At 68.6% G+C, this 26,970-nt stretch carries 28 protein-coding genes; 10 read left to right on the top strand and 18 right to left on the bottom strand.

Annotated features, from left to right (window positions below; all coding sequences use genetic code 11):
• Positions 1-18: 18 nt before the first annotated feature.
• From ACWEKS_RS10605 to dop, 11 genes are all read right to left on the bottom strand, one after another.
• Positions 19-2,715: a DEAD/DEAH box helicase gene (locus ACWEKS_RS10605; RefSeq protein WP_452339836.1), complete on the bottom strand. Its 2,697-nt coding sequence runs from the start codon at positions 2,713-2,715 to the stop codon at positions 19-21.
• A 3-nt stretch (positions 2,716-2,718) separates the two neighbouring features.
• Positions 2,719-3,693, bottom strand: coding sequence for a twin-arginine translocase subunit TatC (tatC, locus tag ACWEKS_RS10600; RefSeq protein WP_452339835.1), 975 nt, complete (start codon positions 3,691-3,693; stop codon positions 2,719-2,721).
• Between the two features lie 134 nt (positions 3,694-3,827).
• Positions 3,828-4,097 (bottom strand): Sec-independent protein translocase subunit TatA, encoded by a 270-nt coding sequence (tatA, locus tag ACWEKS_RS10595; RefSeq protein ID WP_354832182.1) that lies wholly within the window; start codon positions 4,095-4,097, stop codon positions 3,828-3,830.
• Between the two features lie 65 nt (positions 4,098-4,162).
• Positions 4,163-5,194, bottom strand: a complete 1,032-nt coding sequence (locus ACWEKS_RS10590) for a 2-dehydropantoate 2-reductase (RefSeq protein WP_452339834.1) — start codon at positions 5,192-5,194, stop codon at positions 4,163-4,165.
• Positions 5,191-6,294, bottom strand: coding sequence for a helix-turn-helix transcriptional regulator (locus tag ACWEKS_RS10585; protein WP_452339833.1), 1,104 nt, complete (start codon positions 6,292-6,294; stop codon positions 5,191-5,193). Before ACWEKS_RS10585 ends, ACWEKS_RS10590 begins: the two co-directional genes overlap by 4 nt.
• Positions 6,291-7,283, bottom strand: a complete 993-nt coding sequence (locus tag ACWEKS_RS10580) for a helix-turn-helix transcriptional regulator (protein WP_364609941.1) — start codon at positions 7,281-7,283, stop codon at positions 6,291-6,293. The genes ACWEKS_RS10585 and ACWEKS_RS10580 overlap by 4 nt, the downstream gene beginning before the upstream one ends.
• Before the next feature lie 219 nt (positions 7,284-7,502).
• Positions 7,503-8,861, bottom strand: coding sequence for a Pup--protein ligase (gene pafA, locus ACWEKS_RS10575; RefSeq protein WP_433561033.1), 1,359 nt, complete (start codon positions 8,859-8,861; stop codon positions 7,503-7,505).
• 202 nt (positions 8,862-9,063) lie between these two features.
• Positions 9,064-9,834 (bottom strand): proteasome subunit alpha, encoded by a 771-nt coding sequence (prcA, locus tag ACWEKS_RS10570; protein WP_452339832.1) that lies wholly within the window; start codon positions 9,832-9,834, stop codon positions 9,064-9,066.
• On the bottom strand, positions 9,831-10,691 hold the full coding sequence (prcB, locus tag ACWEKS_RS10565) for a proteasome subunit beta (RefSeq protein ID WP_452339831.1): 861 nt from the start codon (positions 10,689-10,691) through the stop codon (positions 9,831-9,833). Before prcB ends, prcA begins: the two co-directional genes overlap by 4 nt.
• On the bottom strand, positions 10,688-10,882 hold the full coding sequence (locus ACWEKS_RS10560) for a ubiquitin-like protein Pup (protein WP_033089305.1): 195 nt from the start codon (positions 10,880-10,882) through the stop codon (positions 10,688-10,690). The genes prcB and ACWEKS_RS10560 overlap by 4 nt, the downstream gene beginning before the upstream one ends.
• 192 nt (positions 10,883-11,074) lie before the next feature.
• Positions 11,075-12,574: a depupylase/deamidase Dop gene (gene dop, locus ACWEKS_RS10555; RefSeq protein WP_354832167.1), complete on the bottom strand. Its 1,500-nt coding sequence runs from the start codon at positions 12,572-12,574 to the stop codon at positions 11,075-11,077.
• Positions 12,575-12,706: 132 nt separating this feature from the next.
• Between dop and ACWEKS_RS10550 the strand changes: the two genes are divergently transcribed.
• Entirely contained in the window at positions 12,707-13,930 is a 1,224-nt protein-coding gene (locus tag ACWEKS_RS10550; protein ID WP_452339830.1) for a DUF418 domain-containing protein, read from the top strand.
• An 80-nt stretch (positions 13,931-14,010) separates the two neighbouring features.
• On the opposite strand, the gene ACWEKS_RS10545 is transcribed toward ACWEKS_RS10550, so the two are convergent.
• A complete protein-coding gene (locus tag ACWEKS_RS10545) occupies positions 14,011-14,742 on the bottom strand; it encodes a TetR/AcrR family transcriptional regulator (RefSeq protein ID WP_452339829.1) in 732 nt (243 codons plus the stop codon).
• A 94-nt stretch (positions 14,743-14,836) separates the two neighbouring features.
• Here ACWEKS_RS10545 and ACWEKS_RS10540 point away from each other — a divergent pair, with 94 nt between their 5' ends.
• Positions 14,837-15,757, top strand: a complete 921-nt coding sequence (locus tag ACWEKS_RS10540; protein ID WP_452339828.1) for an AurF N-oxygenase family protein — start codon at positions 14,837-14,839, stop codon at positions 15,755-15,757.
• A complete protein-coding gene (locus ACWEKS_RS10535; RefSeq protein ID WP_452339827.1) occupies positions 15,754-16,104 on the top strand; it encodes a DUF4873 domain-containing protein in 351 nt (116 codons plus the stop codon). Before ACWEKS_RS10540 ends, ACWEKS_RS10535 begins: the two co-directional genes overlap by 4 nt.
• A gap of 18 nt (positions 16,105-16,122) precedes the next feature.
• Here ACWEKS_RS10535 and ACWEKS_RS10530 read toward each other — a convergent pair whose 3' ends face one another.
• Positions 16,123-16,812, bottom strand: a complete 690-nt coding sequence (locus ACWEKS_RS10530; RefSeq protein WP_452339826.1) for a TetR/AcrR family transcriptional regulator — start codon at positions 16,810-16,812, stop codon at positions 16,123-16,125.
• A 129-nt stretch (positions 16,813-16,941) separates the two neighbouring features.
• Here ACWEKS_RS10530 and ACWEKS_RS10525 point away from each other — a divergent pair, with 129 nt between their 5' ends.
• Positions 16,942-17,397, top strand: a complete 456-nt coding sequence (locus ACWEKS_RS10525; protein ID WP_354832155.1) for a nitroreductase family deazaflavin-dependent oxidoreductase — start codon at positions 16,942-16,944, stop codon at positions 17,395-17,397.
• Positions 17,398-17,400: 3 nt separating this feature from the next.
• Here the strand turns inward: ACWEKS_RS10525 and ACWEKS_RS10520 are convergent, their stop codons facing one another.
• The 5 genes from ACWEKS_RS10520 to ACWEKS_RS10500 form a co-directional block, all read right to left on the bottom strand.
• A complete protein-coding gene (locus ACWEKS_RS10520) occupies positions 17,401-17,763 on the bottom strand; it encodes an arsenate reductase family protein (protein ID WP_452339825.1) in 363 nt (120 codons plus the stop codon).
• A gap of 46 nt (positions 17,764-17,809) precedes the next feature.
• Positions 17,810-19,183, bottom strand: coding sequence for a hypothetical protein (locus tag ACWEKS_RS10515; protein ID WP_452339824.1), 1,374 nt, complete (start codon positions 19,181-19,183; stop codon positions 17,810-17,812).
• Positions 19,184-19,485: 302 nt separating this feature from the next.
• Complete coding sequence (locus ACWEKS_RS10510; protein ID WP_452339823.1) at positions 19,486-19,896, bottom strand: DNA-binding protein; 411 nt, start codon at positions 19,894-19,896, stop codon at positions 19,486-19,488.
• Complete coding sequence (locus ACWEKS_RS10505) at positions 19,878-20,162, bottom strand: hypothetical protein (RefSeq protein ID WP_452339822.1); 285 nt, start codon at positions 20,160-20,162, stop codon at positions 19,878-19,880. Before ACWEKS_RS10505 ends, ACWEKS_RS10510 begins: the two co-directional genes overlap by 19 nt.
• Before the next feature lie 89 nt (positions 20,163-20,251).
• Positions 20,252-21,283, bottom strand: a complete 1,032-nt coding sequence (locus ACWEKS_RS10500; RefSeq protein WP_452339821.1) for a helix-turn-helix domain-containing protein — start codon at positions 21,281-21,283, stop codon at positions 20,252-20,254.
• On the opposite strand from ACWEKS_RS10500, the gene ACWEKS_RS10495 reads away from it, so the two are divergent.
• The 6 genes from ACWEKS_RS10495 (at position 21,282) to ACWEKS_RS10470 (ending at position 26,624) form a co-directional block, all read left to right on the top strand.
• On the top strand, positions 21,282-21,755 hold the full coding sequence (locus ACWEKS_RS10495) for a nuclear transport factor 2 family protein (protein ID WP_452339820.1): 474 nt from the start codon (positions 21,282-21,284) through the stop codon (positions 21,753-21,755). The two genes, ACWEKS_RS10500 and ACWEKS_RS10495, sit on opposite strands and share 2 nt — an antisense overlap.
• A 185-nt stretch (positions 21,756-21,940) precedes the next feature.
• Positions 21,941-24,139, top strand: a complete 2,199-nt coding sequence (helR, locus tag ACWEKS_RS10490; RefSeq protein ID WP_452339819.1) for an RNA polymerase recycling motor ATPase HelR — start codon at positions 21,941-21,943, stop codon at positions 24,137-24,139.
• A gap of 235 nt (positions 24,140-24,374) precedes the next feature.
• Positions 24,375-24,614: a DUF6374 family protein gene (locus tag ACWEKS_RS10485; protein WP_452339818.1), complete on the top strand. Its 240-nt coding sequence runs from the start codon at positions 24,375-24,377 to the stop codon at positions 24,612-24,614.
• A 107-nt stretch (positions 24,615-24,721) separates the two neighbouring features.
• Positions 24,722-25,207 carry an aminoacyl-tRNA deacylase gene (locus ACWEKS_RS10480; protein ID WP_452339817.1) on the top strand — a complete coding sequence of 162 codons (486 nt, stop codon included), beginning with the start codon at positions 24,722-24,724 and terminating at the stop codon, positions 25,205-25,207.
• Between the two features lie 479 nt (positions 25,208-25,686).
• A complete protein-coding gene (locus ACWEKS_RS10475; protein WP_452339816.1) occupies positions 25,687-26,199 on the top strand; it encodes a hypothetical protein in 513 nt (170 codons plus the stop codon).
• 98 nt (positions 26,200-26,297) lie between these two features.
• Positions 26,298-26,624: a DUF3467 domain-containing protein gene (locus tag ACWEKS_RS10470; protein WP_364609878.1), complete on the top strand. Its 327-nt coding sequence runs from the start codon at positions 26,298-26,300 to the stop codon at positions 26,622-26,624.
• Positions 26,625-26,970: the final 346 nt, after the last annotated feature.

Genomic DNA, 26,970 nt, shown 5'->3' with positions numbered 1-26,970 from the left:
AAAGCACAGTCGTATCTACTACGCCGCGTCCACGGCTACGACACCCCGGCGGATGGCCCGCACCGCCTTGCTCGCGGTGGCCGCCACCTCGAGGTCGTCGGCGGTGCTGTGAATCTGGTCCAGCAGATCGATCACCTGGCGGCACCAGCGCACGAAATCGCCCGCGGAGAGCGGGTTTCCGCGATCACCGCTGGCGAGCAACGCATCGGCAAGATCGTCGCCGCGAGCCCAGGTGTAGACACCCGTGACGAAACCGAGGTCGGGTTCCCGGGTGGGCTGCACCCGGTGCCGGGACTCGTCGGCGCGCAACTGCGACCACACCCCGATGGTGGCGTCCACGGCCCGGCGAATCGGCGCGGTCGGGCCCGAAGCGCCCAGGTAGCCGCCCTCCTGCCGGGATTCGTACACCAGGATGGACACCACCGCGGCCAGCTCGGCCGGGCCGAGCCCGCGCCACAGTCCCTGCCGGAGGCTTTCCGCCACAACCAGATCCGCCTCGGCGTAGATGCGGGCCAGGCGGCGGCCGTCCTGGGTGACCTCGCCGTGCTCGACGTAGCCGCGCTCCTCGAGCAGCCCGAGGATGCGGTCGAAGGTGCGTGCCAGGGAGTTGGTGGTGGCCGCCACCTGCTGGCGCAGGTGCTCGGTCTCGCGCTCGACCCGGTTGTAGCGTTCGCCGATACGCGCCAGCTGCTCCCGGTCCGGCCGCGCGTGCGCCGGATGATTGCGCAATGCCCGCCGCAGGGTCTGCAGCTCGCGGTCGTCGGCGGCCTTGGACTTGCCACCGCCCTGCCGCCCGCGCCGGGGCGCGGTGATGCCGGTGCTGCGCAGCGCGGATGCCAGGTCACGGCGCACCCGCGCGGTGCGGTGGTCGACATGCTTGGGCAGCCGCAGCCGGCCCAGCGATTCGGCCGGGGTCGGGAAGTCGGCGGCCGAGACCCGGCCCGCCCATTTGTCCTCGGTGAGCACCAGCGGACGCGGATCACCCGGTGTCGCATCGGGTTCCAGGATCACGGCCAGACCCTGCCGGCGTCCGGACGGAATCGCCACCACGTCCCCGCGCCGCAACGCGGTGAGCGCCGACACCGCGGCCTGCCGCCGGTCGGTGCGGCCCTGCCGTTCCAGGTGCCGCTCGCGGTCCCGGACGCGTTCGCGCAGCTGGATGTATTCGAAGAAGCTCTCGTCGCCGAGCTGCGAGCGCAGCTTGCGGAGCTGGTCCTCGTTGCGTTCGATGCCCCGTACCAGGCCCACGACCGACCGGTCGGCCTGGAACTGGGCGAAGGACCGCTCCAGCAGCGCCCGCGACTCCACCGCGCCCATGCGATCGACCAGATTGATCGACATGTTGTAGCCCGGCCGGAACGACGACCGCAGCGGATAGGTCCGCGTCGAGGCCAGACCCGCCACCGCGCTGGTGTCCACCTCCGGCTGCCACAGCACCACCGCGTGGCCCTCGACGTCGATCCCGCGCCGCCCGGCCCGCCCGGTGAGCTGCGTGTACTCCCCCGGCGTCAGCTCGGCGTGGCTCTCGCCGTTGAACTTCACCAGCCGCTCGAGCACCACGGTCCGCGCCGGCATATTGATGCCGAGAGCCAGTGTCTCCGTGGCGAACACGGCCCGCACCAGCCCGCGCACGAACAGTTCCTCGACCGTGTGCCGGAAGGCGGGCAACATGCCTGCGTGGTGCGCGGCGAAACCGCGGTGCAGCGCCTCGCGCCACTCCCAGTACCCGAGCACCTCGAGGTCACTGCGCGGCAGGTCCCCGGTGTGCTTCTCGATGATCGCGTCGATCTGCTCGCGATCGTCCTCGCGCGAGAGATCCAGCCGCGAGCGCACGCACTGTGCCAGTGCCCCATCGCATCCGGCGCGGCTGAAGATGAACGTGATCGCCGGCAGCAGCCCCTCGTCGTCGAGCCGGGCGATCACCTCCGGCCGCGGCATGGGCCGGAACGAGCGCCGCGGCCCGCCGCGACCACGACCCGGCACCGCCCAATTGTCCATCCGGTCAACGGCTTCGCGGTGCTTGATGTAGCGCTGCAGGTCCCCGTCCACGATCACCTTGGCGTCGCTGGACTTCGGGTCGAACAGATCGAACATGCGCCTACCGACCATGACGTGCTGCCACAGCGGCACCGGCCGGGTCTCGTCCACGATCACCGCGGTGTCACCGCGCACGGTCTCCATCCACGCGCCGAACTCCTCGGCATTGGAGACCGTCGCGGACAGGCTGACCAGGCGCACCTCCGGCGGCAGGTGCAGGATGACCTCCTCCCACACCGCGCCGCGGAAGCGGTCGGCCAGGTAGTGCACCTCGTCCATGACGACGTACGACAGCCCGCGCAGCGCATCGGAACTCGCGTACAACATGTTGCGCAGCACCTCGGTGGTCATCACCACCACCGAGGCGTCGGGATTGATGGACTGGTCGCCGGTCAGCAAGCCGACCTCGTCGCGGCCATAACGTTCGGTGAGATCGGCGAACTTCTGGTTCGACAGCGCCTTGATGGGCGTGGTGTAGAAACACTTCCCGCCCGCGGCCAGCGCCAGATGCACCGCGAACTCGCCGACCACGGTTTTGCCGGCGCCGGTGGGCGCGCAGACGAGCACACTGTGCCCGCCCTCGAGCGCCTCACACGACTGCCGCTGGAACGGATCGAGCTCGAATTTCAGTTCGGCGGCGAATGCCGCCAGTTCGCCAGTAAGCGACCTTGATGTCACTTTTCAGAGAGTATCGGAGTAATCCGACACGCCTCGCGTTGTTTTCTCGAGCGGTGCGGCAACCACGGGTTCCGCGGTCGGCACCGGGGTCGGGGCGTCGACACCGCCGGGCGCGGTGTCCAGCGGGGACGCCTCGTCGTCGGCCAGCTTGTCCCAGGCCTCCGCATTGCGGGCCCGGCGCTTGTCGTTGAGGCGCGCGAACTGCACCGCGACCTCGAACAGCAGCGTCAACGCGAGCGCCAGCGACAGCATGGAGATCGGGTCCTGCGGGGTCACGATCGCCGCGAACACGAACAGACCGAAGATCAGTCCGCGCCGCCACTTGGTGAGCCGCTGATAGGTCAGCACCCCGAGGAAGTTCAAACCCACGATGAGCAAAGGGGTTTCGAAGCTGACGCCGAAGATGACCAGCAGCTTGATGATGAAGCTGAAGTACTGCGCACCGCTCAGCGCGGTGATCTGCACGTTGTTGCCGATGGTCATCAGGAAGCTGAGTGCGTGGGCGACCACCCAGTACGCCAGCACCGCGCCGGTGACGAACAGCGCCGCGCCCGCCGCCACGAACGAGATCGCGTACTTGCGTTCCTTGGCGTACAGACCGGGCGTGATGAACGCCCACAGCTGATACAGCCAGAACGGGCTGGCCACCACCACACCCGCGGTGGTGCCGACCTTCAGGCGCAGCGTGAACTGCTCGAAGGGCGCGGTCGCCAGCAATCGGCAGGCACCGTCGGTGCTCAGATTGGCCCGCGAGGAGGCGGGCAGATCACAGTAGGGACCGCGCAGGATCTCACCGAGACTCTCGATCCCGAAGATCGAATGCGAGTACCAGAAGAACCCGAACAGGGTGCCGACCGCGACCCATGCCAGCGCGATGAGCAAGCGCCTGCGGAGCTCCGAGAGGTGCTCCACCAAGGACATGGTGCCGTCGGGGTTCGTGCGGCGCTTGCTGCGCCGGGGATCGAACGGGATGCGCATGTGTGTGTGACTGCCTCCGCCTTGCGGCCAAAGAAGACGCGGGCGCGACTGCACGCCCCTGAAGATCCGGAGAAACCGGACCCGGACACCGCCTCATCCGGGATGAGCGACGCTCATCCCGGCTGGTCGTGGCCTCAGGCCTTCTGCTGGTCGTTCGGCTGCGGCGTGGGCTGCACCGGCTGGGCGGGCGGCAGCTGGGCCGGCGGCTGCACCGGCTGGGCCTGGGCCTCGGGAGCGGCCTCGCCCGTCTTGCCCTCGTTCTGCATCTGGCTGACCTCGGTCTTGAAGATGCGCATCGAGCGACCCAGGCTACGGGCCGCGTCGGGCATGCGCTTCGAACCGAAGAACAGCAAGAAGATCAGCACGACGATCAGCAAGTGCCACGGGCTGATGGCGCCTGTCATTCCATTACCTCCAAAGACTCTGGTGAGTCCGATGCTACCGGACCCGCATATCGCGAAGCTTGTTGTCAACCCTTGTTCGCCGCGCCGTCACGCGCGGCGTCGGTGAGCTGTTCCAGCAATTCCGGGCCCGACCAGGTGCGCCGGTCGCCGTTCTCCGCAGCTGACACGAGTTCGATCAGCTTCTGGTTCACCGGCGTGGGTATTCCTACCATGGCCCCGAGACTCACGATTTCACCGCACAGCCAAGGGATTTCGGTTCTGCGCCCGGCGGCCAGGTCGTCGGCCATGGACGAGCGGGCCACCGGATCGACTGCCAGCACCTTTCCGGCAACCCGGCGGAAGACGCCATCGGGCACGGTCAGCAGCCGGGCCATCATCTCCGGCGGCAGCGGCGTGAGCCGGGCCGGGCGGATGCGGGCCGCCGCCATCACGGCCAGGGCCTCCCGCTGGGCCAGCGCCAGGCAGCGACGGTAGTCGCGGGCACCGAGCTCCTCGCGCAGCGGGCGGCCCGACAGCGCGTTGATGGGGTTGTTCAGATTCAGCAGCAGCTTCGCCCACTGGATGGGCAGCAGATCGGCATACCGTTCGAAGCCCAGCCCGGACTTGGCGAAGACCGGGCCGAACCGGTTGAGCACAGGGTCGTCGGCGACGTCGACCGTGCCCGCGGTGCCGCGATGGAAGCGGCCCTGACCGTGATGAACGACATTGAACATGACCATCCCGGCCAGCACCACACAGGTGGGCAGGAGCTCGCGGATGACCGCGTCGTTGCCGATACCGTTCTGCAGGCTGATCACCACCGTGCCGGGCCGCAGCAGGCCGGCCAGTTCGGCGGCGGCGGTGGCGGTGGCCGCGGATTTCACAGTGATCAGTACCAGATCGGCATCGCCGGCGGGCTCGGTGACCGCGCGGAAGGCGTCCGGTTCGACGCGCGCGTCATTGCCGTCCAGATCGGTGAGCCGCAGCCCGAAGGTGCGCAGTTCCTCCACCACGCGCGGCCGTCCGACAAAGGTGACCTCGGCCCCGGCCGCGGCGAGCCGGCCGCCGACGTAACAGCCGATGCTGCCCGCCCCCAGCACCGTCACACGGAAACTCAAGCGGGACCGACCCCCTCGAGCCCGGCGTAGGCGGCCAGCGCCGAGCTGGACCGCTCGCGCACCGCGGTCACCAGTTCGGCCGGGCCGAGCACGGTGACGCCGGCGCCGAAGCCGAGCAGCAGCCGCGCCATCCAGTCCAGGGTCGCGAAGCGCATGGTGGCCTCGACGCTGCCGTCCGGGTGGACGGTGACCCGGTGCATCGGGTACTGCTCGAGCACCCAGGCGTAGTCGGGGCGAATCAGCAAGCGCGCCAGCGGGACCGCGGGATCGTCGACGAACAGGTCCAGGGCGGCGGTCTCGTCCGCGGCGGCCTCGGCGGGCGGGCGGGCCGGCTCGTCGAGCTCGGTGGCCTCCTCGATGCGGTCGAGGCGGAACAGGCGCACGCCTTCGGCCTGCCGGCACCACGCCTGCAGGTAGCTGTTGTTGTCCACCAGCACGATTCGGATCGGGTCCACGATGCGCTCGGAGACCACGTCGCGGCTCGCCGAGTAGTAGACCAGGCATAGCGCGTGATCGTGCTCCAGCGCGGACCGGACGGTCGCCACAGCGGGGGCCTCGACCGGCACGGGGAGCGGCGGTCCGGCGAATTCCCGTCCGGTGATGGCGGATTCGATCTTCGCGATGGCGGCGTGCGCCGCGCTCGGATCCACCATGCCGGGCAGGTCCGCGATGGAGCGCAGCGCCACCAGCAGCGCGGTCGCCTCCAGCGAGGTGAGCCGCAGCGGTCGGTCGATGCCCGCGGAGAAGGTGACCTCGATGCTCTCCTCGGAGAACGACAGGTCGATGAGATCGCCCGGACCGTATCCGGGCAGGCCGCACATCCACAGCTGGTTGAGATCGGTCATCAGCTGCTTGGAGGACACGCCGAGTTCGGCCGCCGCCTCCGCCGCGCTGATGCCCGGATTGGCCTGGAAGTACGGAATCATGTTGAGCAGCCGGGCCAGCCGGGTCGAGAGCCGGCTGGTGCTGGCGGCCGCGCTCCCCCGCCGGTCCTTCGCACCCTCGGAAGCCCGTGCGCCGTCACCGGTTCCGCCCCGGCGCGCGCCGCCGGCGTCGATCACATTGTCTCCCCGGCGTTTCCGCGACGCAGCCTCACTCATGCCGACACCTCCGTCCGCTCCAGCACCGACTTCAGGCGCGCGATCACATTCTCGCGCAGGTCTTCCGGGGCGAGCACCAGGGCGTCCGCGCCGAGTCCGGTGATGAGCCGGGCCAGCCAGTCCCGGGATCGGATGGGCACCTCCACGATCGAGCCGGAACGTCCGCCGAGCGTGCGCTCCTCCATGACCGGTCCGAGCCGGCGGATCTCCTGCCCGCGGCCCTCGGCCACCCACACCGTGGCCGAGCCGCTGATCGGGGTCTGCGCGGTGACCTCGGCGACCACGGCCCGCAGGTCCAGGTCCTCGGGCTTGTGCACCGCATTGGCCGGGCCGTACTCGGTGACGTCCTCGTCGATGCGGGAGATGCGGAACACGCGCTGCGCGTTGCGGACATTGTCGTGCGCGACCAGATACCAGCGGCCGTGGTGGGTGACCACACCCCAGGGCTGCACGTCCCGTTCCACCGGATCCCCGTGGGACTGCCGGTGTTTGAACGTCACCGCCCGTCCGGCATCGATGGCCGCGAGCAGTTTGCCGAGCACCGGTTCCGAGCCGCGGGTGCGGGCCGGGACCGCGGGCACCGCCGACACCCCGGCGTCGGGCTCCACGTGAATACCGGCGGCGCGCAGCTTGAGCAGTCCGCCCTCGGCGGCCGCGGCCAGCTCCGGGGACTCCCACAGCTGCACCGCCACCGCGACGGCGGCGGACTCCTCGCTGGTCAGATCGATATCGGGCAGTTCGTACGCATCCCGGTTGATGCGGTAGCCCTCGACACCCGAATACCGGCTCACCGGACCGATTTCCAGGGGTATGCCCAGATCGCGCAGCTCGTTCTTGTCGCGCTCGAACATCCGGCTGAACGCCTCGTCGCTCGCGGACTCCTCGTACCCGGCGACCGACTCCCGGATACGCTCCGCGGTCAGGAACTGCCGGGTGGACAGCAGCGCGATAACCAGATTCATCAACCGCTCGACCTTGGATATCGCCACCCCGTAGAGAGTAATGGACTGGGTTCGATTTGCCTCCGCTGCGCTCCGGCAGGGTGCGCGGGGAGGCGGAGCCGTGAAGGTCTCGTTCTTCCCTCCCTCCGCTCCTCCGCTGCGCTCCCCTGCTCCACTCGGTCCGGAACGAGACGGGCCGCGAACCTTCGGGCGTCCTCCGAAATCGGAGAATCCGAGTGTTCGCGGCCCGTGATCAGGCAGAACAGCTCACATCGAGGCGATGAGGCGATCCACGCGCTCGTCGACCGAGCGGAACGGGTCCTTGCAGAGCACCGTGCGCTGGGCCTGATCGTTGAGCTTGAGGTGGACCCAGTCGACGGTGAAGTCGCGGCCCGCTTCCTGAGCGGCGGTGATGAAATCGCCGCGCAGCTTGGCGCGGGTGGTCTGCGGCGGCGTGGTCACCGCCGCGTCGACCGCCTCGTCCTCGGTGATCCGCTTGGCCAGACCCTTGCGGGCGAGCAGGTCGAAGACGCCGCGGCCGCGCTTGATGTCGTGGTAGGCCAGATCCAGCTGGGCGATCTTGGGATCGGACAGCTCCATGTTGTAGCGGTCCTGGTAGCGCTGGAACAGCTTGCGCTTGATGATCCAGTCGATCTCGGTGTCCACCTTGGCGAAGTCCTGCGCCTCGATGGCATCCAGGGTGCGGCCCCACAGATCCACCACGGCGTCGACCTGCGGGTCGCGGTCGCGGTTGCGCAGATGCTCGACGGCGCGGGCGTAGTACTCACGCTGGATGTCGAGCGCCGAGGCCTGCCGGCCACCGGCCAGCCGCACCGGGCGCCGGCCGGTCAGATCGTGCGACACCTCACGGATGGCGCGAATCGGGTTGTCCAGAGCGAAGTCTCGGAACGCGACACCCGCCTCGATCATCTCGAGCACCAGCGAGGCCGTGCCCACCTTGAGCATGGTGGTGGTCTCGGCCATGTTCGAGTCGCCCACGATCACGTGCAGGCGCCGGTACTTCTCGGCATCGGCGTGCGGTTCGTCGCGGGTGTTGATGATCGGCCGGGAACGGGTGGTCGCCGAGGAGACGCCCTCCCAGATGTGCTCGGCCCGCTGCGACAGGCAGAAGGTGGCCGCCTTCGGCGTCTGGAGCACCTTGCCCGCACCGCAGATCAGCTGGCGGGTTACCAGGAACGGCAGCAGCACGTCGGAGATCCGGGAGAACTCGCCCGCGCGGACCACGAGGAAGTTCTCGTGGCAGCCGTAGGAGTTGCCCGCCGAGTCGGTGTTGTTCTTGAACAGGTAGATATCGCCGCCGATACCCTCCTCCGCGAGCCGCTGCTCGGCGTCTATGAGCAGATCCTCCAGGACCCGCTCGCCGGCGCGGTCGTGGGTGACCAACTGCACCAGGCTGTCACATTCGGCCGTGGCGTACTCCGGATGGGAACCGACATCGAGGTAGAGCCGGGCACCATTACGAAGGAACACGTTCGAGCTACGGCCCCAGGAAACTACCCGGCGGAAGAGATACCGGGCCACCTCGTCAGGACTCAACCGACGGTGACCGTGGAACGTGCACGTCACCCCGAATTCGGTCTCGATCCCCATGATTCGTCGCTGCACCCTATCGACATTACAGCGGAGTTGTCGCCGGTAACGGGCTTGTCGGACAGCTGATGCAAACGTATTCACAACGATTTAGCACGGGATGCAACGTGGCACGCGCTCTACCCTGCGAAAAAGCAAGGCTCCTTTGCACTCTGCTATTGAGAGTGCAAAGGAGCCTTATCCCGAATAGCGGGATTTGCCTACGCCGGCGCGGGCCCTATGACGGGTCCCCGCTCGACGGCTTCTCGGCCTCGGCCGCCGCGTTCGCGGTCGGCGCCTGGCCGGTCACCAACTCCTGCAGCGCCGCGCCCTGGATGCGGCGGAACGCCCGCCGCGGCCGGGACTGCTCCAGGGTTGCCACCTCGAGCGAGGCGGAACCCAGGGTGCGCTGCTTGTCCTTGTCGCCCTCGGGGACGGCCTTCTGCAGCGCGGCCACCGCCGTGGAGATGGCCGATTGCAGATCCAGGCCCGGCTGGTAGGAGGCCTTGAGGGCGGTGGTGATGGGGTCGGTGTTGCCGCCCATCACCACGAATTCCCGCTCGTCGACGATGGATCCGTCGAAGTTGATGCGGTAGAGCACCGAGTTCGAGGACTGCTCCGGATAGCCCACCTCCGCGACGCAGATCTCCACCTCGTAGGGCTTGAGCTGGTCGGTGAAGATGGTGCCGAGGCTCTGCGCGTAGAGGTTGGCCAGGAAGCGGCCGGTGACATCGCGGCGGTCGAACTGGTAGCCGCGCAGATCCGCCTGCAGGATGCCCCCGCGGCGCAGCGCCTCGAACTCGTTGTACTTGCCGACCGCGGCGAATCCGACCCGGTCGTAGAGCTCACTGATCTTGTGGAGGGTGGCCGAGGGGTTCTCGGCCACGAACACCACACCCTTGTCGTACACCAGCACCACGACACTGCGGCCCCGTGCGATGCCCTTGCGCGCAAGTTCGGTCTTGTCGCGCATGATCTGTTCGGCCGACGCGTAATAAGGCAGTGTCATGCTTCGCCGATCCCCTCTGCCGCCAGCGCGGCCCGCTCCTCCACCATCGCCCGCGTGATCTCCTTCAGGCGCTCCTCGGTCACTTCCTCGGAGCCCTCGGCGTCGATCACGATCGCGGTCGGGTAGATGTTCCGCATCGTGTCGGGCCCACCGGTGGCGGTGTCGTCGTCAGCGGCGTCGAAGAGCGATTCGATCGCGATCCGCAGCGCCCGGTCCTGATCGATCCCGCGCGCGTAGGTCTTCTTCAGCGACGACTTGGCGAACAGTGAACCCGACCCCACCGCGGTGTACCCGAAGCGCTCTTCGCTGCGGCCGCCGACCACGTCGTAGGACACGATGCGCCCGGACTTGTCCGCGTCCTGCGCGTCCGGGTCGAAGCCGACCAGCAGCGGCACCACCGCGAGACCCTGCAGGGCCGCGGGGAGGTTGTCGCGCACCATCTTCGACAGCTTGTTGGACTTGCCGTCGAAGGTGAGGGGCACGCCCTCGATCTTCTCGTAGTACTCGAGTTCCACCGCGAACAGGCGGATCATCTCGATCGCCATTCCCGCGGTGCCGGCGATGCCGGCCGCGGAGTAGGTGTCGGTGATGTACACCTTCTCGATGTCGCGGCTGGCCAGCAGGTTGCCCTGGGTCGCCCGGCGATCGCCCGCGATCAGCACACCGCCGCGGTAACTGACCGCGACGATGGTGGTGCCGTGTGGCGCTATGTCCGACGGCACGCCCGGATTGGGGTGCGTGCCGTCGGGTCGGATTCCGTTGCCGGGCAACAGTTCCGGAGCGTGCAAACGCAGGTACTCGGAGAAGGAGGATTGGGCGAACCCCAACTGGAGCCGCAGGGGGTCACCTTGGGTCACTGGCCGCCCTTCTGCACGTATGCGCGGACGAAGTCCTCCGCGTTCTCCTCGAGCACGTCGTCGATCTCGTCGAGCAGGTCGTCGGTTTCCTCCGCCAGCTTCTCGCGACGCTCCTGTCCCGCCCCGCCGTCGCCGACCGGGCCCTCGTCCTCGTCGCCGCCACCGGCGCGCTTGGTCTGCTCTTGTGCCATAGCAGCCGACCTCCTCTGTGATCATCGGCGAGCACCGGAGAAGATCCGATGCTCGTCCCCCAACACTACCCACCAGCGGGGACAACATGCCGGATTAAGCGTCATTGTGCTGTTGCCGCGATCTCCCCGCCGCCATGTCGCGGACACGAAAAAGGGGCACGGGATTCAGTTCCCGTACCCCTTCCGCATGGCCTAGTGGGTCAGCTGCTGGACCAGTTCCGAGGCGGTGTGCACGCCGTCCAGGAGTTTGCCCACGTGGGACTTGGTGCCGCGGCGGGGCTCCAGGGTGGGGATGCGGACCAGGGAGTCACCGCCCAGGTCGAAGATGACCGAATCCCAGCTCGCGGCCGCGATATCCGCGCCGAAGCGGCGCAGGCACTCGCCGCGGAAGTAGGCGCGGGTGTCGGTGGGCGGGTTGGTCATGGCGTCGGTGACATCCTGCTCGGTCACCAGGCGCTGCATGGAGCCGCGGGCCACCAGGCGGTTGTAGAGGCCCTTGTCCAGGCGCACATCCGAGTACTGCAGGTCGACCAGGTGCAGCTTGGGGGCGGCCCAGGACAGGCCCTCACGGTTGCGCATGCCCTCGAGCAGGCGCAGTTTGGCGGTCCAGTCGAGCAGGTCCGCGGTTTCGAGGGGGTCACGCTCGAGCAGGTCCAGCACGTGGGCCCACTTCTCGATGACGTCCTTGGTGCGCTCGTCGTCGTTTCCGGTGCGGTCCATGAACTTCTCGACCCGGTCGAGGTAGATGCGTTGCAGCGCAAGGCCGGTCAGTTCGCGGCCGTCCGAAAGCGCAACGGTGGCACGCAGAGTCGGGTCGTGGCTGATGGTGTGCACGGCGGTGACCGGGCGGGCCAGCTGCAGATCCGAGAGATCCTCGCCGGCCTCGATCAGATCCAGCACCAGGGCGGTGGTGCCGACCTTGAGGTAGGTGGACCATTCGGCGAGGTTGGCGTCGCCGATGATGACGTGCAGGCGGCGGTACTTGTCGGCGTCGGCGTGCGGCTCGTCGCGGGTGTTGATGATGCCGCGCTTGAGGGTGGTCTCCAGGCCGACCTCGACCTCGATGTAGTCCGCGCGCTGCGACAGCTGGAAACCGGGCTGGTCACCGGACTGGCCGATGCCGACCCGGCCGGAGCCGCAGATCACCTGGCGGGACGCGAAGAACGGGGTCAGGCCCAGGATGATCTGGTTGAACGGGGTCTCGCGGCTCATGAGGTAGTTCTCGTGGGTGCCGTAGGAGGCGCCCTTGCCGTCGACGTTGTTCTTGTACAGCTGCATGCGCGGGGCGCCGGGGACGCTGGAGGCGAAGCGGGCGGCGGCCTCCATGACGCGCTCACCGGCCTTGTCCCAGATGACCGCGTCCAGCGGGTCGGTGACCTCGGGGGCGGAGTACTCCGGGTGGGCGTGGTCGACGTAGAGGCGGGCTCCGTTGGTGAGGATCATATTGGCCGCGCCGACTTCGTCGGCGTCGATCACCGGCGCGGGCCCGTTGAGCCGGCCGAGATCGAAACCGCGCGCGTCGCGCAACGGCGATTCCACCTCATAGTCCCAGCGTGTGCGCTTGGCGCGCGGCACGCCCTCGGCCGCGGCGTAGGCGAGCACCGCCTGGGTGGATGTGAGAATCGGGTTGGCCGACGGCTCGGTAGGCGTCGAAATGCCGTACTCGACCTCGATTCCGATGATGCGCTGCATGCGATCGAGCCTAGGCGAAAGGCACGCCCGGACGCGGGTGGACTGTCCGGGTTGGGGTCATTCGCTGGTCGTAGCCGGGGTCGTCCTCCCGGGCGATCCGCGCCGAACCGCGGCGACGGCACAATGACCGCCATGGTCGAATCGGCTTCCGCCCCGCGTCCGGCGCTCGCGCCCACCCCCGCCGCGGACCCGAATCCCGTTTCCGCGCAGCCGCGTTCGGGGCGGCTGGCGGCACTGGACGTGCTGCGCGGCATCGCCATCCTGGGGACGTTGGGCACCAATATCTGGATCTTCACCAATGCCGAAGGACTGCTCGGCTACATCTCGCGCGGTGACGAGCCGCACGGAGCCTGGTTGTGGACCGAGCGGCTGCTGCAGCAGCTGGCGCAGGGGAAGTTCCTGGGATTGTTGACCATCATGTTCGGCATCGGGCTGGCTATCCAGCAGCGATCGGCGGAGCGCGGCGGCCGGGCCTGGCCGGGCGGATATCCGGTGCGGGCCGGGCTGCTGCTGCTCGACGGGCTGGTCAACTTCTTCTTCGTCGCCGAGTTCGACGTGCTGATGGGGTATGCGCTCACCGGGCTGGTGGTGGCGTTCATCCTGGCGACGAGCCCGCAGGCGCAACGGCGCTGGCTGATGGTGGCGGCGGGCATCCACCTGACCATGCTGTCGCTGATCGCAATGGCGATCGTGCTGGGCCCCGGGGGCGGGGACGGCGGGCACAGGCCGCTGGACCCGAATCCGTATGCGGACGGGTCGTTCTGGGATCTGGTGGCCTTCCGCTGGGATCACGTGCTGCTGTTCCGGCTGGAGCCGATCTTCATCTTCCCGATGTCGATCGCGCTGTTCCTGGTGGGCGCGCGGCTGTTCCGGGCCGGGGTGTTCCGGCCCGAGGGCGCGCGAATCCGCAAGCGCCTCATGGTGATCGGGTTCGCGGTCGCCGCACCGGTCGATCTGATCCTGGGCCTGACCGGCGGCGACCTGATCCTGGTGACCCGCTACGGCACCGCGCCGCTGGTCTCGCTCGGCATCCTGGCTCTGGTCGCGGAGTGCTACGCGCACCGCCCGGACCCCGGGTTCGTCGCGCGCCGCTTCGCCGAAGTGGGCCGAATGGCGTTGAGCTGCTACATCGTTCAGAACCTGGTGTCGGGATTCCTGTGCTACGGCTGGGGTCTGGGGCTGGCGAGCCTGGTGTCGGCGAATGCGCGGGTGCCGTTCACCGCCGGGATCTATGTGCTGGTCTGCGCGCTCATGCTGGTGTTCGCCCATGTCTGGCTGCGCCGCTTCGACCGCGGACCGGTCGAGTGGCTGTGGAACCGCAGCTACCGCGCGCTCACCGGGCGCGGGAGCCGCTGATCACTCAGCGGCCGTCCGAGTCACTCAGCGGCCGTCCGAGCCTGTCGCGGCGGCAGGCGAGGCGGATTCGGTTGTGCTGGTTACACCACCCGCGCGGCCTCCGCGCGGGACAGCAGTTCACTCACCACGGTGTCGCGGGTGAGTGGGACATCCAGGCTGCGGGCGTTGCCCTCGAGCAGCGCCAGGACGGATTCGGCGAGGATGCCCTCGACTTGCTCGGAGGACAGAGTGGGGGCGGCGCGCCAGCTGTTGACCACGCCGTCGACGAAGCCGACGGTGCCGAAGGCCATGGGGCGGGCCCGATTCCGGTCGATGCCGAAGCGCTGTAGGGCGTCGGCGAACAGGTCGGCGAGCCGGCCGCCGATGCGGTCGCGAGCGCCGGCCAGGGCGGTCGAGGCCTCGCCGTGCGGGTCGCCGGAGGCCAGGAAGCGGTGCAGTTCCGGGTGGCGTTCGACCCAGCCGACGTAGCTGCCGACCGCGCCGCGCACCAGGTCGCGGACGGTGCCGTCGGGGTGTAGCCGCGGCAGCAGTTCGGCGGTCAGGGATTCCAGGATGTGGCGGCGGATGGCGTCGTCGAGGTCGGCGCGGCCGTCGAAGTGCCGGTAGACGACCGGGCGCGGGACCTGCAGGCGGTCGGCGATCTGCTGGACCGAGATCTCGGTGCCGTTCTCCTCGATGACGGCCAGCGCGGCATCGAGCATGTCGGCACGGCGCTGGGCCTTATGGCCGTTCCAGCGGGTGCTGCGACCGTCTGCCGCCCGCTCTCGGTCCCGGAGGGAGGGCTGCGCGGGTCTGCGTCGGGTGCCGGTCACGGGCCTCACGATACTCACCTCACCGTTGACCGAGACAGTATGTAGCACTAATCTGAGTGTAACAGCCGGTATCAGTAATGAATCAGGAGCTGTCATGGGCGACAACGCTGTCTCCGCCCCCACGGCCGCCGCACTGCCCGGGCGTGAGTCCTTCGCTCAGCGCTTGCTGACCGGATCGGTCAAGAAGTCCTACGACCCGGTCGTCGACATGGACTGGGACGCCCCGCTGGATCCGGACCAACTCTTCCTGCCGCCCGAGGTCATCTCGCTCTACGGCACCCCGCTGTGGGAGGGCATGACGCCCGCGCAGCGCCGCGAGCTCTCCCGCGAGGAGCTGGCCAATGTGCTGTCGGTCGGGATCTGGTTCGAGAACCTGCTCAACCGGCTGCTGCTGCGCGAGCTCATGGCAGGCGATCCGACCTCCCGGCATGCGCACTACACGCTCACCGAGATGGGCGACGAATGCCGGCACATGATGATGTTCGGCAAGCTCATCGAGCGCATCGGCACGCGGCCCTACTGGCCGAACCGGTTCGAGCGCTGGACGATCAGCGCCCTGCAGCTCTTCCTGCGAGGCTCGATGGTGTGGGTGGGCGCCCTGGTGGGCGAGGAGATCTTCGACGCGCTGCAGCGCCGCACCCTCGACGATCCACAGCTGCAGCCGCTGGTGGCGCGGGCCATGCGGATTCACGTCACCGAGGAGGCGCGGCACATCGGCTTCGCGCGCGCGGCCCTGGCAGACCGGGTGCCGACCATGTCGAAGGCCGAAGTGCACTACACGCGACTGTGTGTCGCGGTCGCCGCTCCCCTGTTCGTCTACCTGATGACCAACTGGCACATGTACGTCCGCGCGGGCATCGAGGACGGGCGGGCGGCCCGGAAGCTGGCCCGCGCCAACCCGCATTCGCGGCGGGCGCTCGGGCTCGGCGCCGCGAATCTCGGCACGTTCCTGGACGCGCAGGGGCTGATGGGGCCGATCGGCAAGCGTCTCTGGCGGCGGCGGGGGCTGCTGTGAGGTTCCGGCGGGCCCGGCGCGACTCCCCCGCACCGGCCGACCCGCCCGCCGGCTTCACCGAACCCGAAGCCGCACCGGACTATTCGGGGCCCGCACTGCTGGACGCCCCCGGCACGGAGGTGGCGGTGCGCGTGGCATTGACCGGGCATCTCGATCCGATCGACGGCCAATTCCATTGGCACGGGCGAATTTCCGCGGCCGACGGGAGCGAACTGCCCGATCCCGGCCGCGGGCAGGTGTTCCTGACCGTGCCGGGCGGTGCGCCCGCGCCCGGCGTGCTCCAGGAGCGGGACCCGTGGGGGAATCTGCGGATCGCCGGGATCGGCGCGCCACCGTTCCCGCTGTAGCGCACCGAGGTTCGAGCGCTACCCGGTGAGCCCGATGAGGTCGGCCATGGTCTCGACCGAGTAGGCGAAGAACGGCCCGGCCGGGTCCATCGTGTTGTCCAGCTGCCCGAACAGCTCGAAGGTGACCACGCCGAACAGCTGGGTCAGGCCCAGCATGGCGCGCGCCACCGCCGGTTCGGGCATGCCGGAGTTCAGGAATGCCGCGATCAGGGCGGATTGGGTCTCGAGTTCGGGGGTGAGGGTTTCCGTGGGCGTGGCCAGGGTGCCGGACTGCCAGGCCCGGTGGACGATGCCGAGGGCGGCGAGGGGCCCGCGTGACGCGGGTGCGACGGTGGTCTGCGGGGCGCGATAGCCCGGCACCGGCGATCCGTACACCAGCGCGTACTCGTGGGGGTGCGCGATCGCCCAGTCCCGCACGGCATTCGACAGGGCCCGCCACTGGGCACGGGGGGCGGCCTCGGTCGCGACCGCGTGCTCGACGGCATCGCCGAGGGCGTTGTAGGCCTCGATGATCAGCGTGGTCAGCAGCTCGTCGCGACTGGGGAAATACCGGTACAGCGCCGAGGACACCATGCCCAGCTCACGGGCGATGGCCCGCAGCGAGAGCGCGGGTGCGCCGGATTCGGCGAGCTGCCGGCGCGCGGCGTCGGTGATCTCGCGGGTGATCTCGGCGCGGGCGCGGGCACGGGCGGTACGGGGCACGCTCATTCCGACAGTGTGCCACGAATCGGATCACCGACAAGTTTCGAGAGCACTGCTCTTGACAGTCCGAGCGTCGTGCGCGCACACTGATCACATCAGAGAGCACCGCTCTCACAAGTCGAAGGAAGTGCCCTCATGGACGCCCACACCGCCGCCACCCGCTACCTCGGCCCGAAGGGCCTGGACCCCTATATGAACCGCTTCTTCAACCTGCTGCCCAAGCTCGGCATCAGCATCGCCGGCTCCCGGCTGCTGGCCGTGCGCGGCCGCAAGTCCGGCGAGTGGCGCACCACCCTGGTCAATGTCCTCACCACCGACGACGGCGCCCGCTACCTGGTCGCCCCGCGCGGGCACACCCAGTGGGTCCGCAACCTGCGCGTCGCGGGATCCGGCGAACTGCGCCTGGGCCGCAAGGTCCAGACCTTCACCGCCACCGAACTCCCCGACGCCGACAAGATCCCGGTGCTGCGCGCCTACCTCGACCGCTGGGGCTGGGAGGTCGGCCGCTTCTTCGAGGGCGTCACCAAGCACGCCACCGACGCCGAATTGGCCGACATCGCCCCGGGGTTCCCCGTTTTCGCGCTGGCCTGAGGCTCAGCGGAGTTCGTCGAGGGTTTCCTCGTCGCGGGCCAGATAGGCGCGGCCGTCGGCGGTGAAGACGATGGGGCGCTGGATCAGTCGCGGATGCGTGGCCAGGGCCTCGATCCACCGGTCGCGGTCGGCGGGGGTCCGGCCCCACGCCGAGACGCCGAGTTCCTTGGCCTCGGGTTCGGCGGTGCGGGTGATGTCCCACGGTTCGAGGCCGAGTTTGGTCAGGGCGGCGCGGATCTCGGTGGCCGAGGGCGGATTGTCGAGGTAGCGGCGCTCGACATAGTCGGCGCCGGTGTCGTCGAGCACCGCCTTGGCGGTACGGCTCTTGGAGCACTTCGGGTTGTGCCAGATTTCGGTCGCTGCCATGGGTTCAGCCTAGGCGGCGGCGACCGGGCCACCGCTCACCGGCACATCAGACCCAGTCGACGACCCAGCGGTAGGGGCGCATCCAGTACAGGCCGCCCTCGGGAACCGGCGCGCCCCAGCGCTGTTCGGCCTGGGTGAGCTGCCAGCGGTATTCGGGGGCGGGCTCGCCGCCGTGGATCTCGTAGAGGTGACGCCGCCAGGTGTTGATCATGGCGGGGACGGCCTGCTGGTCGTTCTCGTAGGCCCACTCCACGTTTCGCATCATGAGGCTGTCCACGGCATGGTTGGCGGCATTGGGGTCGCCGCTGCTCAGCGAGTGCAGGAAGGCCGCGACCAGGTTGTAGGCGATGGCGTCGTGGACCGAGGTCTGGCCGTTCTCGAGCGACCAGATGCCCAGGTAGGTCGGCCCCTGCTCGTCGATCCACACCGCGTGCGCCTCGCCGACCCGGTTGTCGAAGATGAGCGCGGTGAGCAGGCCCAGCGTGGACTTGCCCATGATGAGCGGATCGGGACTGCCGCTGGAGAGGGCGTCGTCGATGAGCGCCCGGTAGGCGGCCGCGGCGATGCCGGGCCGGTTGGCGTCCATGAGGGCGTCGGCGGTCTCGCCGCCGGCGAGCTGCGCGGCCGGCGGCTGGGACGGACCCGAGACCGCCTGCGGCGCACCGTCGCCGACCTGCAGGAACTGGGTCTGCATGGCGTCGGGGGCAATCGGATCCGACAGCGGCACGCCATTGCCCAGCGGGTCGTCCAGATCCAGGTTGACGGCGAGGGGTTCCTGCAGGCTGGGCGCGGTTTGCAGGTATTCCAGTGCCACCCGGGCGAATTCGTTGTCCTGACTCTCCAGCCATTCGCGCCCGGCGCGCAGGGTGTCGACGAGATGGCCGCCGACGCCCTGTTCGATGGCGGCGCACAGCGCGTAATAGCCGTAGCCGCGGTAGTCGTCGTGGCCGACGCCCTCGGTGATCAGCAGCTGCGCATATCTGCTTGCCAGATCGTGTCTTTCGATATCACCGAGCAGCGTGCACGCGGTCATGGCGGCCATCAGCACCTCGGCGTGTTCGCCGTGGGCGCGCCGCAGGTCGATGCAGCGGTCGGCCATGACGACGGCGCTGTCGGGCAGGCCCTGCTGGGTGGCGGCCTCGACGGCCATCGAGTACATGGTGGCCAGCGTGGCGGGCGGGATGTCGGCCGGGTAGCGGGCCGGGCCGTGTTCGGCCAGGCGCAGGGCCTGCGCGTAATCGCCCGCGCCGAAGGCCGATCGGAAGCGGTAGGAGACGATCCAGCCGTACTCCTTGGGATCGGGCGCCGCGTCGAGCCCGTCGTCGAACGCCGACAAACGGGCCAGCGCCTCGTCGGCCCGGCCGCTGTCCAGCATGCCGCTCGCCTCGTTCATCACCTCGACGAACGCATTTCGATCCATGGCCTACTCGCCTTCCCGCATATGTCAGCCCCGGATCGTATGACCGTGCCACCACACTGCGTGGCCAGTGAGGTCAAGGTCATAGTTCGACTCCACCCCACATGACCACGCGTTGTCATTCGCGTGGCACGTTGTGTCACAACGATATTCCCGCACCCCGACGCGAACCCGCCTCCCTGCGGGCCATTCTCGTGTCGCGGCCGATCCGTCCGGACCCCAATCTAACGACAACACGCCAGCCCGCCCCGCAACCACGCTCGGCGCGTCGGGGCTCACCTCACCGGGAGATGATTCGCACCGCATCACCGCACAGAGTGTGCATATCCTGCGGATCCGAGGTCCATTACGATCACGGGCGGCGGCTGCCGCATTGCCATTTCGGCCACGGCGGCGTCGATGGCGTATTTGTGACCATGCAGCCCCGCCGCGAGCAACAGCTCGGACGCCGCGCGGGCGCAGGCATCGTCGACTGCCTCTACGCGAATGATGGACAGCAACCCGGACAATCGCGACCGGTCAGTCTTTCGATGCGTAGCTTCGATGATCGTCAGGGCGCTGATCACTATCTCCATCCGACGCCCACGCGCCTCTGCGACCAGGGCGACAATCGCCGGATCGTCGGACAGCAGGCCCGACAGCCCCTCGCAGTCGAGCACAACCGTGCCCTGCAGCGAACTCTGCGACCGCGCTGCCTTCACCTTTCGCCCGGCCATGGATCCTCACCCGCGAGCGTCTGCTCGAACTGATCGACGGCGTGCCGCCGGGCGCCCTCCGGCAACTCGCCGTGGCGACGCTTGTAGTCGGCCAGGTACTCGTCCAGCAACAACCCTCGCAGTTCGCGCTCGACGGCGGAGGTGACGAACGCCGAGAACTCACGTTTCCCGACCCGTCGGCGAATCGCCTCGGCTGTCCCCTCGGGTAGGGACAGACTCACCCGCGTCGCGGGTCCTTCGCCGATTTCATAGACAGGCTGAGCCATGACCTCAGTTATCAATCGAAGTAGGAAAAGTAGGCCCGTTTACAGCGTCCGAGGCGTGGCGGCGGTGATGCCCAAGACCTTTCCTCGGCCTACAAGGCGGGGAGGGTGGTGCCCGGATCGGGGGTGAAGGTGACGATGCGCCGGCGGGGGTCACCGGGGAGTTCGAGGTTCTCGTAGGAGAAGCCGAGGTCGCCGGAGTGGGGGTGACGGACGAGCTTGCGGCCGTGGGTGCGGCGCTCGACATCGCCGGCGCGCCAGAGGGCGGCGAATTCCGTACTGCCGGTGGAGAGTTCGTCGACGAAGGCGATGGTGGCGGGGTCGGCGGGGTAGCGGCCCGCGACGCGGCGCAGCTGGGCGACGGTCGCGGCGGCGACATCGTCCCAGTCGCGGTAGAAGTCCCGGGCTGCGGGGTCGGAGAACAGTGCGCGGGACATGTTCTCGGCGGCCATGGGGCCGAACACGTAGTGCGCCAGCGGGTTCGCGGCGAGCACGTCGAACAGGTCGGTGATGACCAGGGCGGGCGCCTTGTCGATCAGGTCGAGCATGCGCAGCAGTTCGGGACGCGGTGCGGGAGCGGCGGTTTCGGCCGTGCGGGGCGGGCGGGCCAGGGTGTGCAGGTGCTCGGTCTCGACGGGGTTCAGCCGCAGCGCGGAGGCGAGGGAGTCGAGTACCTCGGTCGACGGGTTGGCGGCGCGGCGCTGTTCGAGGCGCTGGTAGTACTCGGCGCTGATGCCCGCGAGGTGCGCGAGTTCGGCGCGGCGCAGGCCGGGCACCCGGCGCAGACCGGACGGCGGCAGGCCCGACTCGTGCGGATCGACCCGCGCCCGCCGCGACTTCAGGAACTCCGCCAGGTCCGCGCGCACTGCCATGCCCGCAGTCTGGCACAGGGCGGCGGTGCGTGGCCCCGGGAGTACGAGGCACGGCGTGCACTGGTTACGTCCTGCCGCGGCGAGCAGGCTCGGTCTCGTGAACGAGAGATCGTCGAGGCGATCCCGCAGGCCCTCCGCTACGCGGGATTTCCGCGCGTCCTCTCCGCCATGAGCGTGGCCCGCGGCGTGCTCGCCGGCCGCGATCTGCTCCCCGTCACCACCGATTCGATTGCCCAGTAGGAGATCTGCCATGACCGCCACCGCTCAGCAGCGTGCCGACATCATCGACGCCGCCACCCGCCTGTTCTGGTTCATCGACATTCACGACTGGGACGCCTTCCCCGGTGTATTCGCCGAGGAGGTCACCCTCGATTACTCGAGCATCTGGGGCGGCGAGCCCGCGACCGTCACCCCGGCGCAGATCCGCGCCGACTGGGAGAAGCTGATCGGCAGCTTCGACGCCACCCAGCATTTGCTCGGCAATCACCTGGTCACCGTGGACGGCGACCGCGCGGAACTGACCGCGATCTTCCAGGCGATCCACCTCCTGGCCAATCGATTCGGTTCGCCGCGGTGGACGCTGGGCGGCACCTACCGCATCGGCCTGCACCTGGTCGGGGGCGAGTGGAAGGTGGATTCGATGGTGATGACAGCCCAGTGGGCCGACGGCAACAAGGACATCCTGACCCTGGCCTCGGGCGGGCAACGCCCTGCCGCGGCCTAGGAAAGCCCGGATGCGGCGAGAGGAATTCGGAAGGGGGAAGAGGGAGGAATGGAAAGGATCGTCATCCTTTCCCCTTCAACCATATAACACAGTGGGGGACTTGCGGCAAGGCCCCGGTATTGGCGCACAATCGCTGGCCGAGGGCTGCAACCTGCGCGAATGGGCGCGCGGGCGGGCAGCGGGGAATGGCTAGGCGGGAAGGTGTGGTGCTGGTGTCGGATCAGGGGTACGAGAAGGAACTGCTCGCGGAGCAGGAGTATGTGACCGGGCTGTACGCGCGGCTGGACGCCGAGCGGGCCCGGGTGAAGGGCCGCTACGGCGAGACGCTGCGTTCGCGCGGCACCACCCTGGTGGAGCGGGACGCTGAGGTGCGGGCGCTGGGCAAGGAGGTCCAGCGCCTCGAGGTGGCCGACAACGGGCTGTGTTTCGGGCGGCTGGACAGCGTGACCGGCGAGCACTCGTACATCGGGCGCCTCGGGATCTTCGACGAGGCGAACGAATTCGAACCGCTGCTGCTGGATTGGCGGGCGCCGGCGTCGCAGGCGTTCTATATCGCGACCGCCGCGAGCCCGGAGAACATGCGGCGTCGTCGCCAATTCCACACGCGCGGGCGGCTGGTGGCCGATTTCACCGACGAGGTGTTCGGCCGTCCCGGTGACGGCGAGCGCGGCGACGCGGCCCTGCTGGCCGCGGTCAACGCGCCGCGCAGCGAGGGTATGCGCGACATTGTGGCCACCATTCAGGCCGAGCAGGACCGGATCATCCGGCTCGATCACCCGGGCGTGCTGGTGATCGAGGGCGGGCCGGGCACCGGCAAGACCGTGGTGGCGCTGCACCGGGTCGCTTATCTGCTGTACACCCAGCGTGCGCAGATGGAACGCAACGGCGTGCTGGTGGTGGGCCCGAACACGGCCTTCCTCAGGCACATCGGGCGGGTGCTGCCGTCGCTGGGCGAGACGAACGTGGTGTTCACCACCGCCGGTGATCTCGTGCCCGGGCTGAGCATCACGGCCGAGGACGGACCGGAAGCGGCGCGGCTCAAGGGTTCCCTGCGCATCCTCGACGTGCTGAAGGCCGCGATCGCCGACCGTCAGCGGGTGCCGCAGGAGCCGATGTCGATCGAGTTGTCGGATGTGACGGTGCGCATCGGCGCGGATATCGCCGGCTGGGCGCGGGAGGAGGCGCGCGGTAGCGGGTTGCCGCACAACCAGGCTCGCGCGACCTTCCTCGAGGTGCTCACCTGGGCGCTCACCGAGCGGGCCATCAAGCGGATCGGCGAGGGCTGGCTGACCCGCGACGACCGTGAGGCCTGGGAGAACATGCGCACCGATCTGCGCACCGAACTCGCCGAGCACGAGGGCTTCACGGCGCTGATGGACGAGCTGTGGCCCACGCTGACACCGGAAACGCTGCTGGCGGAACTACTTTCGTCCGCCGACCGGCTGCGCGCGGCGGGCGCCGACGAGACGCTGTGGCGCGCGGACGGTGCGGCGTGGACGGTGTCCGATGTCCCGCTGCTCGACGAACTGGTCGATCTGCTGGGCCGTGACACCTCCGCCGAGGAGGCGGCGGCCGAGCGGGAACGCAAGGCCCAGGCCGCGTACGCCGAAGGCGTGCTCGACCTGCTGGTCGGCCGCGCCGACCACATGGACGACGAGGATCACCTGTTCGCCACCGACCTGCTATACGGCGACGACCTGGCCGAGCGCTTCCTGGAACGCGACACCCGGGAACTCGCCGAACGTGCTGCCGCGGACCGGGATTGGACCTACCGGCACATCGTGGTCGACGAGGCGCAGGAGCTGTCGGCGATGGACTGGCGGGTGCTGATGCGCCGCTGCCCGAGCCATTCCTTCACCGTGGTGGGCGATCTCGCGCAGCGCCGGTCCGCGGCGGGCGCAACCTCCTGGGACGCCATGCTGGAACCGTACGTCCCCGGCCGCTGGGCCTACCGCTCGCTGACGGTGAACTACCGCACCCCGGCGGAGATCATGGCCGTGGCCGCCGCTGTCCTGACCGGCTTCGCACCCGAGGTGACGCCGCCGGAGTCGGTGCGCTCCTGCGGCGTGCGGCCGTGGGCGCGACAGCTCACCCTCGGCGAGATGCCTTCGGCCATCGAGGAATTCACCCGCGACGAGGCGGGCCGCGAGGGCACCAGCATCGTGATCGGCCCGCCCGGCATGCCGGGCACGGTCCCCGCCTCCGAAACCAAGGGCCTCGAATTCGACGCGGTCCTGGTGGTCGAGCCCGAGCACATCCTCGCCGACGGCCCCCGCGGCGCGGCCGAACTCTACGTCGCCCTCACCCGCGCCACCCAGCGCCTCGGCGTCCTGCACGGGGGCCCGCTCCCACCGGCCCTCGCCGGCCTCTACACGTCGAAGTAGAGCTCGGCCTACATCCTGGACGTTTGCGGTAGGTAGATGGCCGTATCCGTTGCCTACCTGCATGTTTGGATGTCGGCACCGTTGGCGGGCCTGGGCCTCGGCGAGGCGCGCTGCGGACGGACCGCGGACGATTCCGGGCATTCGCGCAGAGGTTGTCCATGCGCTTACGTCCGGAACCTGTCGGACCGCTCGCCTACTATCGAAAGTTTGTTCGACTCGAGGTAGCCTTGTGATCATGCCGGAACTGCCTCGCCTGGAATGGGCACGCATGAATCTCGATCAGGTGCGTGCCCAGCTGCTCGCCGCGGCCTCCCGCGGCCGGTTCCTCACGCCCGAGCAGCTGGAGAATGCGGCGGGCAAGATCGAAGAGGGTTTGCGGGTCTACGAGGAGGAGACCGGCCACGCGGCACCCGAGCCTCGGCCGGACAGCCCGCGGCCGATCTGTCCGAACCCTCGCCGCTACCGGAGCCGTTGAGCAGGACGAGGCCCTCGTCCCGGCGCGGGAAATCCGTGATGACTTATGCTGAAAGCCCAGGTCCGCTGGGGTTAATGGTGGTACCAACCAGTCATTGGAGGTCCGTCATGTCCATATCGCTAACCGTGCAGCAGTGCCTGACGGATGCGGGCGCCGAGTATGAACTCGTACCGCATCCGCACAGCCACAACAGCTCAGAAACCGCCGAAACCGCCCATATCCCCGGCGACCGCCTCGCAAAGACAGTCCTCCTGGAAGACTCGCAAGGCTACGTCGCCGCCGTGCTGCCCGCCAGCCACCACCTACGACTCGCGAAGCTCTGGTCGCAAACGGGTCGGCGGCTGGTGCTCGCCAAGGAATCGAACTTCCGGGAAACCTTCACGGACTGCGAAGTCGGCGCTATCCCGCCCATGTGCACCGCCTACGGCATGACGACACTGATGGACGAGAGCCTCACCACGCAGCCGGATATCTACTTCGAGGCCGGTGATCATGAGACGCTCGTCCACCTGCAGACCGACCAGTTCATGCGTCTGATGGAACAGGCCGAGAAAGCACACTTTTCCCACCGCTCGCAAACCACCCGGCACTGAGTTCCCGCAACTACTGATGCAGCGGCGTCAACCGTACGTTCGACGACGGTGGCTGCAGCGATGCCGCCATGCCGGCTTGCATGAGGGCCGGCTTTCGCGAAATCCGTGCTCACGCAAGACATCTGGATTCATTGTCAGCTACGGCCCGTAGCCGTTCGCCCACTAGCGGCCCACCGATTGGCGGAATCGGTTGCCGAGGATGTCAACCCGACTGCCGAGGACAGCGACGGGGCGGGCCGGTTCGGCTGTTCGAGGTACTGTCACGCCCCCGCGAGTGGCTTCCATCGCGTATTGCTGTTCCCGCTGGTCCGTTCTCCCCCGAGCCCGGGTTTGGGTATGTTTCGTCGGCTTTGCGTACTGGTTGCCGAAAAGTTACTGACGTGCGGTGATGGATTGGGCAGAATGGCACCGGTCACACGAGTTCTTCCCGCAACAACCTCAGTGTCTCAATCCACACATCGTTGAAAGGGAGCTCGAACATGGCACAGGAAACCAGCGGTTCTGCGACGGCGGAAGCTCGACGCGGGGATATCGACGTACAGGCGGAAGTGGAATTGCTGCGGATGCGGATGGACGAAGCCCGGCAGGAGGCACAGAGCGCCCGCCAGTACGCGATGCAGGCCTCGGGTCTCGCACGCCAGGCGCAGGCGCAGGCCCGGCAGGTGCAGCATCAGGCCCAGCATGCGCAGCAGGACGCCAACCAGGCCAACCAGCAGGCACAGCAGGCCCGCCAGCAGGCGATGCTGGCCACCAACCAGGCCCAGCAGGCCCAGAGCGAGGCCGACCGGGCGCAAAGCCAGGCCCAGCAGGCCCAGGGCGAGGCCAATCAATCCCAGCAACGGGCCAGCACCGCCCAGGAGCAGGCCGACCAGGCCACCCAGTTGGCGCAGCAGGCCGAGGAACAGGCCAACCGGGCGCAGGACCGCGCCGGTCAGTGGGAGATACAGCTCCACCAGATCCGCCAGCAAGCCCGCCTCCAGCAGGGCCGCTGACCCGGCGAGGATGACGCAGTGACCACAGTTCTGGCGACCGGCCACACCGGGCACCCGGTGTGGCCGGTTCGCCGGCCCTGCTACCGAGGAGGTTCGCGGTGAGTGGCCCCGTTCCGCCGCCCGCGGACGAATCCGATGTCGACGTCGAGGTCATCGTGCCGGAGACCGTCAGTGCCGGGGTGTACGCCAACGGGTTCACCTGCTGGTACAACCGCACCGACTTCACCCTCGATTGCCTGGTCTACCTGCCCACCGAACCGGGCGCTGTCAACCCGGCCGGTCAACCCACGATGCGACAACCGGTGCAGGTCACCTCCCGGGTGAAGTTCCCACCCGCGCTGATCTTCCGGCTCATGCAAACCCTCAACGACAGCATGAGCAACTACGAACGCCAATTCGGCCCCATCACCCACCTCGGTGAATAACCTGCCCACGGAGAAATGCATGCAGACCCCGAAATCAAGCCCCATCATCATCATCGCCGGCCCGGCTGACCGTCCCGTCGTCTGCGACCCAGCCGTACGGTATCGGCCGCAGATAATCCCGGGCCGCCACTACCTCGTCGCCCCCGCCGCCCCGCACCCACAACCCGAACCTTCCTGAATATGACAGGCAGGGGGTTGTTCGCGGGCTTGCAACATTGTTGGCGTCTCCCGCCCATCACGCGCAGTTACGGCTGTCTCCTTACTGCCGGGCAAGGAGACAAGAACAGTTGCCGAAGGAGACATGCAGAAAACGCAGCGGCGGTGGCCATCATTCATTGATGGCCAC

This window comes from Nocardia sp. NPDC004711, from assembly GCF_053601595.1.
The sequence above is the reverse complement of the archived record's forward strand: the minus strand, read 5'-3'. Positions and strand labels throughout refer to the sequence as shown.